Genomic DNA, 4,913 nt, shown 5'->3' with positions numbered 1-4,913 from the left:
GCCTGTCGGGGTGGTGACCGCCATCCTCGGCGCTCCCGTTCTCGTCTACCTCCTCGCCCGTGCAACCCGGATCGGACATGCTGGATGACCGCACACCTGACCACCGAGAGACTCACCCTCGGCTACGGCGACACCGCGATCGTCACCGACGCCACCGTCGATTTCCCGACCGGTGCGATCACTGTCATCGTCGGCCGCAACGGCTGCGGCAAATCGACCCTGCTGCGGGGACTGGCCCGGCTGATCGCGCCCACGGCGGGCGCGGTTCTGCTCGACGGCGCCGATATCGCACCGCAGCCCGCGCGCACGGTTGCCCGTCGGCTCGGCATGTTGCCGCAACAGCCCGTTGCCCCCGACAGCATCACCGTGGGCGAACTCGTCGGCCGTGGCCGTCATCCGCACCAACGCTGGTTTCGTCAGTGGTCGGCGCAGGACGACGAGGCCGTGCGCAAAGCGCTGGTGGCCACCGACACTCTCGCGTTGATCGATCGATCGGTGGATCAACTCTCGGGCGGTCAGAAGCAACGGGTGTGGATCGCGCTCGCGCTGGCGCAGGACCCCGAGGTCATGCTGCTCGACGAACCGACGACCTTTCTCGACCTGGCGCACCAACTCGACGTGCTCGACGTCCTGCGAAATCTGTTGCCGCGCACGATCATCGTCGTCCTGCACGACCTCAACCTCGCCGCCCGCTACGCCGACCATCTCGTCGCCGTGCAGGACGGCCGGGTGGTCGCTCAGGGTTCACCCGCCGAGGTCGTGCGCCCCGAGCTGGTGTCGGAAGTCTTCGGCATCGACTGCACGGTGATCGAGGACCCGATGACGGGCACACCGCTGGTGATTCCGGCCCCGCGAACGGTGCGCACCGCATGACGCGCCGGTATGTCCTCATCGCCCGGCCGACTCCGTCGGGCGTCGACCTGCCGTCCGTCCGAGCTCTGGCCGAGGCCTGCGGTGTCGGTTACGCGCTACTCGACCAGGAGGAGCCGACCATCCACACGGCCCTGGATACCGCCGCCCGCGACCGATCGCCGGTCACCCTGATCCCGCTCGCCGTGCCACGTGACCGCTACCTCGAGACCTGGATCGCGCGCGCGGTGGCGAACTGGAAGGAAACGCGCGGGAGCGAACTCGACGTGCGAATCACCGACGGCATCGACACCGCCGCCGGATTCGCCGATGTGGTGCGTGCCAGGATGTCCGAGGACGGCGCACCGGTGACGGCGAGCCCGCGGGCCTTCCGCAGCCCGGCCTGGTCCGAAATCCCCGACCACACCTCGCACATCCTGGTCTGCCGAGGCCCCCGCTGCACCGTGTACGGCGCGGGCGAGCTGCACCGGACTCTGCGCCGCGACCACCCCGGCGCCCTGATCACGCCGACCGGCTGCCTCAACCCGTGCAATCTGGGCCCGCTCTACATCACCTACCCGGACGGTGAATGGCATACCGACGGCATCCGCGGGGGTGACTCCGTCAGCGCTGCGCACGATAGCCTGACGGAATGATCGAGGACGAGCCGACCACGATCCAACCCCACCGGGCTGCGCGGCAGCGGGCCGTCGCATGCTGATCGAGAAGCAGCGCTGGGCCGGGATCCGCAGCGGGGCGGTGACGGTGCTGTTTCGCCGGTGGCGTCACCGGCAGGCCACCGAGGGCAAGGTCTACCGCACCGGCGCGGGGCGCATCGCCGTCGACCAGCTGTCGACGGTCACCGCCGATCAGATCAGCATCGAGGACGCGCGCGCCGCCGGTTACGACGCACCCGCCGAGGTGATCGCCGATCTCCGCGGCGGCCCGCAGGACCCGATCTATCTGCTCCGGATCCGCTGTCTCACCGACGAAGACCCGCGCGACGCGCTGGCCGCCGACGACCGGATCGACGATGCCGCGGCCTTGGTCGCCCGCCTCGCCCGCATGGACCGGACCGATCCCGAGGGCCCGTGGACCCACGACACGCTCCGAATCATCCAGCGTCGCCCCGCGACCCGGGCCCCTGACCTGGCCGAGGAACTCGGGCGTGACCCGCACCGCTTCAAACTCAACGTACGCAAGCTGAAGAACCTCGGCCTGACCATCAGCCTGGGCACCGGCTATCGGATCTCACCCCGCGGCGTGGCCTTACTCGCGGCCCTGGATTCGGCGCAGACCGGCGATTGAACGCGGCGAGTGAACCTCGGCGCCGCCTTGCCTATCAGGCGGGCGGCGCCCGCGGTCGACGCCGGGGTCGGGGCCCGAAATACCCGGCATGACATGGCCGGATCCAGACCACCGGCTACCGTGCCGGACCACACGATTTCGAAAGCGCCCCATCGGTCACACCTGCCACGGTATCGGTGCGCCGCTTCGAACGACAGCGGCCGACCACGAGAGGTCAGAAATCGTGAAGATCCCACTGACAATGCTGGTAGGCGTCGCCGTCCTGACCGTCAGCGCATGCGCGATGCGGCCGGCGGCCGGCGAAACAGACACTGCGCAACCAGGTTCCGGACTCGATCCGGCTGCGCTGCAATCCGCGCTGGATGCGGTCCGCGACGCGGGAATGACCGGTGTGTACATGGAGGTACGTGACGGCGACCGGGTGTGGAGTGGCACGGCGGGGGTCGCCGACGTCACCTCCGGCGAAGCCATCGGCCCCGACATGGTCCACCGAGTAGGCAGCATCACCAAGACGTTCATCGCGGCCGCGATCATGCAGCAGGTCGAGCAGGGGCGGATCGGGCTCGACACACCGATCGGTGACTACCTGCCGCACTTGGTCCCTGGTGAGCGTGGCGCGCAGATCACGGTTCGGATGCTGCTCAACAACACCAGCGGTCTGGCCGAGCACCTGCCGTACTCATTTCCTTCCCTCGCAGCCTTTTTCGGCGGGACACAGCTGTCATCGGAGAGCTTGGACAAGCATCAGTTCACCCAGTTCGACCCGGTCGAGTTGATCGGAATGGGCGTCAGCGCGCCGCCCGCCACCCGGGCGCCCGGAGCGACCCCCGGCGTGTACTCCAACACCAACTACTTCCTGCTGGGCGAACTGCTGGAGCAGGTGACCGGAACTGCATTCGAGACCTATGTCGCCGAGAAGGTGATCGGACGCGCCGGGCTCGAGCACACCGCGTTTCCGGATGGGCCGACCCTGACGGTTGCGCACCCGCGAATGTACGAGCGGCTGTTCGGAATGATCGATCCGCCGCGCGACTACAGCGTCTACAACATGTCGTGGGCGATGCCCGGCGCCGGACTCGTCTCGACCATGGCGGACCTGAATCGCTTCTACCGCATGCTGTTCGGTGGGCACATCGTCAGCCGCGAGTCGTTGGCGCAGATGCAGCGTACGGTGCCCGTCATCGCACTCGACGGTACGCGGATCGAGTACGGTCTCGGCCTGCACCGGGTGCGGACTCCCGGCGGACAGACATTCTGGGGCCACGACGGCAGTGTCTTCGGCGCCCAAGCGCTATCTCTGACCAGCGCCGACGGCACCCGCCAGATGTCGGTCGCGACAAACCTCGTGCGGTGGAACGAGATCGGCCCCGACGGAAAGCCGAAGCCACACCCCATCGACGACGCCCTCGCCACCCTCTACCGAATCGCGATGGGCGGCGAGTGATCCTTCGGCGGCACTAGGTGTCCCCGGCCCGTTACCCCAGTCGTCGGCGCCAACGGCCCGGATCGGGTGCCCCGACTCGGTGCCGAAGTCTCGCACCGCAACTCGCGCGTCACTGATCGTTCGAGTGCAACGTTCCGGGCTCGGCGAACGATGCGATGCTCATGCAGGGGATGACGCAGGTCGATGAGCAGCAGCAAACAGCCGGGTTCGGTGCGTTCACCGTGGTGGATGTCGAGACCTCCGGGCTACGGCCGCACCAGCACCGGGTGCTGTCCGTCGCGGCGGTGACGCTGGACGGCACCGGCCGGGTGACGCGAGAGTTCCACAGCCTGATCGATCCGGGTTGTGATCCGGGTCCCGTGCACATTCACGGGCTCACTGCCGAGGTGCTGCAGGGCTCGCCCGAGTTCGGTCAGGTGCGCGACCAACTGACGGCCATGCTGGACGGCCGGGTGATGGTGGCGCACAACGCGCTGTTCGACTATGGGTTCCTGCTGCAGGAGTTCGCCCGGGCAGGGGGAGCTCTGCCGGTGCAGCGCCGACTGTGCACGTTGGCACTGGCCCGCCGCATCGCGCTGCCGACACCCGACTACAGGTTGGGCACGCTGGCGACGTATTACGGTGTGCCGCAGCAGAAGGCGCACGATGCGCTCGACGACACCCGTGTTCTCGCGAATGTTCTTCGCGCGTTGGTCGCCGACGCGGCCCATCTCGGCATCGCACCCCCTTTGCTCGACTGCGCACCTGATTCGGCCAGGCCGACGCAGTCCAGGTGGCCGGTCGAACGTCGCGGCCCGAAGCAGCCGTGTGACTTCGCCTATCCCGGGAAGCTGGCGGTGGCCGGCCCCCTGCGCCAGGGGATGAAGGTAGCGCTGACCGGCGAGACCCGGATCGAACGGGAAGAGCTCGTCGCCCGTGCCGAGGCTGCGGGGCTCGACGTCACGAGCACGGTGAGCAACCGAACCAGTGTGTTGGTCACCAACAACGCCCATGCGGAAACGGGCAAGGCGCGCAAGGCGTTCGAGTTCGGAACGCCGGTGATCGATGAGGCTCGGTTCGCCGCGCTGCTCGAGTCGGTAGAACCGGGGCACCGGAAAGGAGCGGCGGTACCTGCGGTTGCGGCGCCACGTCGGTCGACGGCACCCGCACGGGCGATATCGGGTCCGCTGGCCGGTCGGCGGATTCTGGTACTGGGCGGAACCCACGGCGAGGCTGCGGCGGCGCGCTGGCGGATCGTCGAGCTCGGTGGTTCGGCCGCGGTCAATCTCTCCGCGACGGTGACAGATCTGCTCCTTCTCGCAGGTGGGGAATC

At 68.3% G+C, this 4,913-nt stretch carries 5 protein-coding genes; all 5 read left to right on the top strand.

From position 1 onward, the window contains the following. Window positions 1-84 precede the first annotated feature (84 nt). Complete coding sequence (locus ACFWF3_RS24295; protein WP_379315420.1) at window positions 85-873, top strand: ABC transporter ATP-binding protein; 789 nt, start codon at window positions 85-87, stop codon at window positions 871-873. Continuing rightward, window positions 870-1,505, top strand: a complete 636-nt coding sequence (locus ACFWF3_RS24290) for a (2Fe-2S) ferredoxin domain-containing protein (protein ID WP_379315418.1) — start codon at window positions 870-872, stop codon at window positions 1,503-1,505. Before ACFWF3_RS24295 ends, ACFWF3_RS24290 begins: the two co-directional genes overlap by 4 nt. Window positions 1,506-1,563: 58 nt before the next feature. Beyond that, window positions 1,564-2,157 carry a hypothetical protein gene (locus ACFWF3_RS24285; RefSeq protein WP_379315416.1) on the top strand — a complete coding sequence of 198 codons (594 nt, stop codon included), beginning with the start codon at window positions 1,564-1,566 and terminating at the stop codon, window positions 2,155-2,157. Window positions 2,158-2,380: 223 nt separating this feature from the next. Then, window positions 2,381-3,601, top strand: a complete 1,221-nt coding sequence (locus ACFWF3_RS24280) for a serine hydrolase domain-containing protein (RefSeq protein ID WP_379315414.1) — start codon at window positions 2,381-2,383, stop codon at window positions 3,599-3,601. A 170-nt stretch (window positions 3,602-3,771) separates the two neighbouring features. Next, window positions 3,772-4,913: exonuclease domain-containing protein (locus ACFWF3_RS24275; protein ID WP_379315412.1), on the top strand; the 1,142-nt coding region annotated here is incomplete at its 3' end.

The sequence above is a fragment of the Nocardia sp. NPDC060220 genome (assembly GCF_042727815.1).
Lineage (GTDB): Bacteria > Actinomycetota > Actinomycetes > Mycobacteriales > Mycobacteriaceae > Nocardia.
This window is presented reverse-complemented; position numbering and strand designations above follow the sequence as displayed.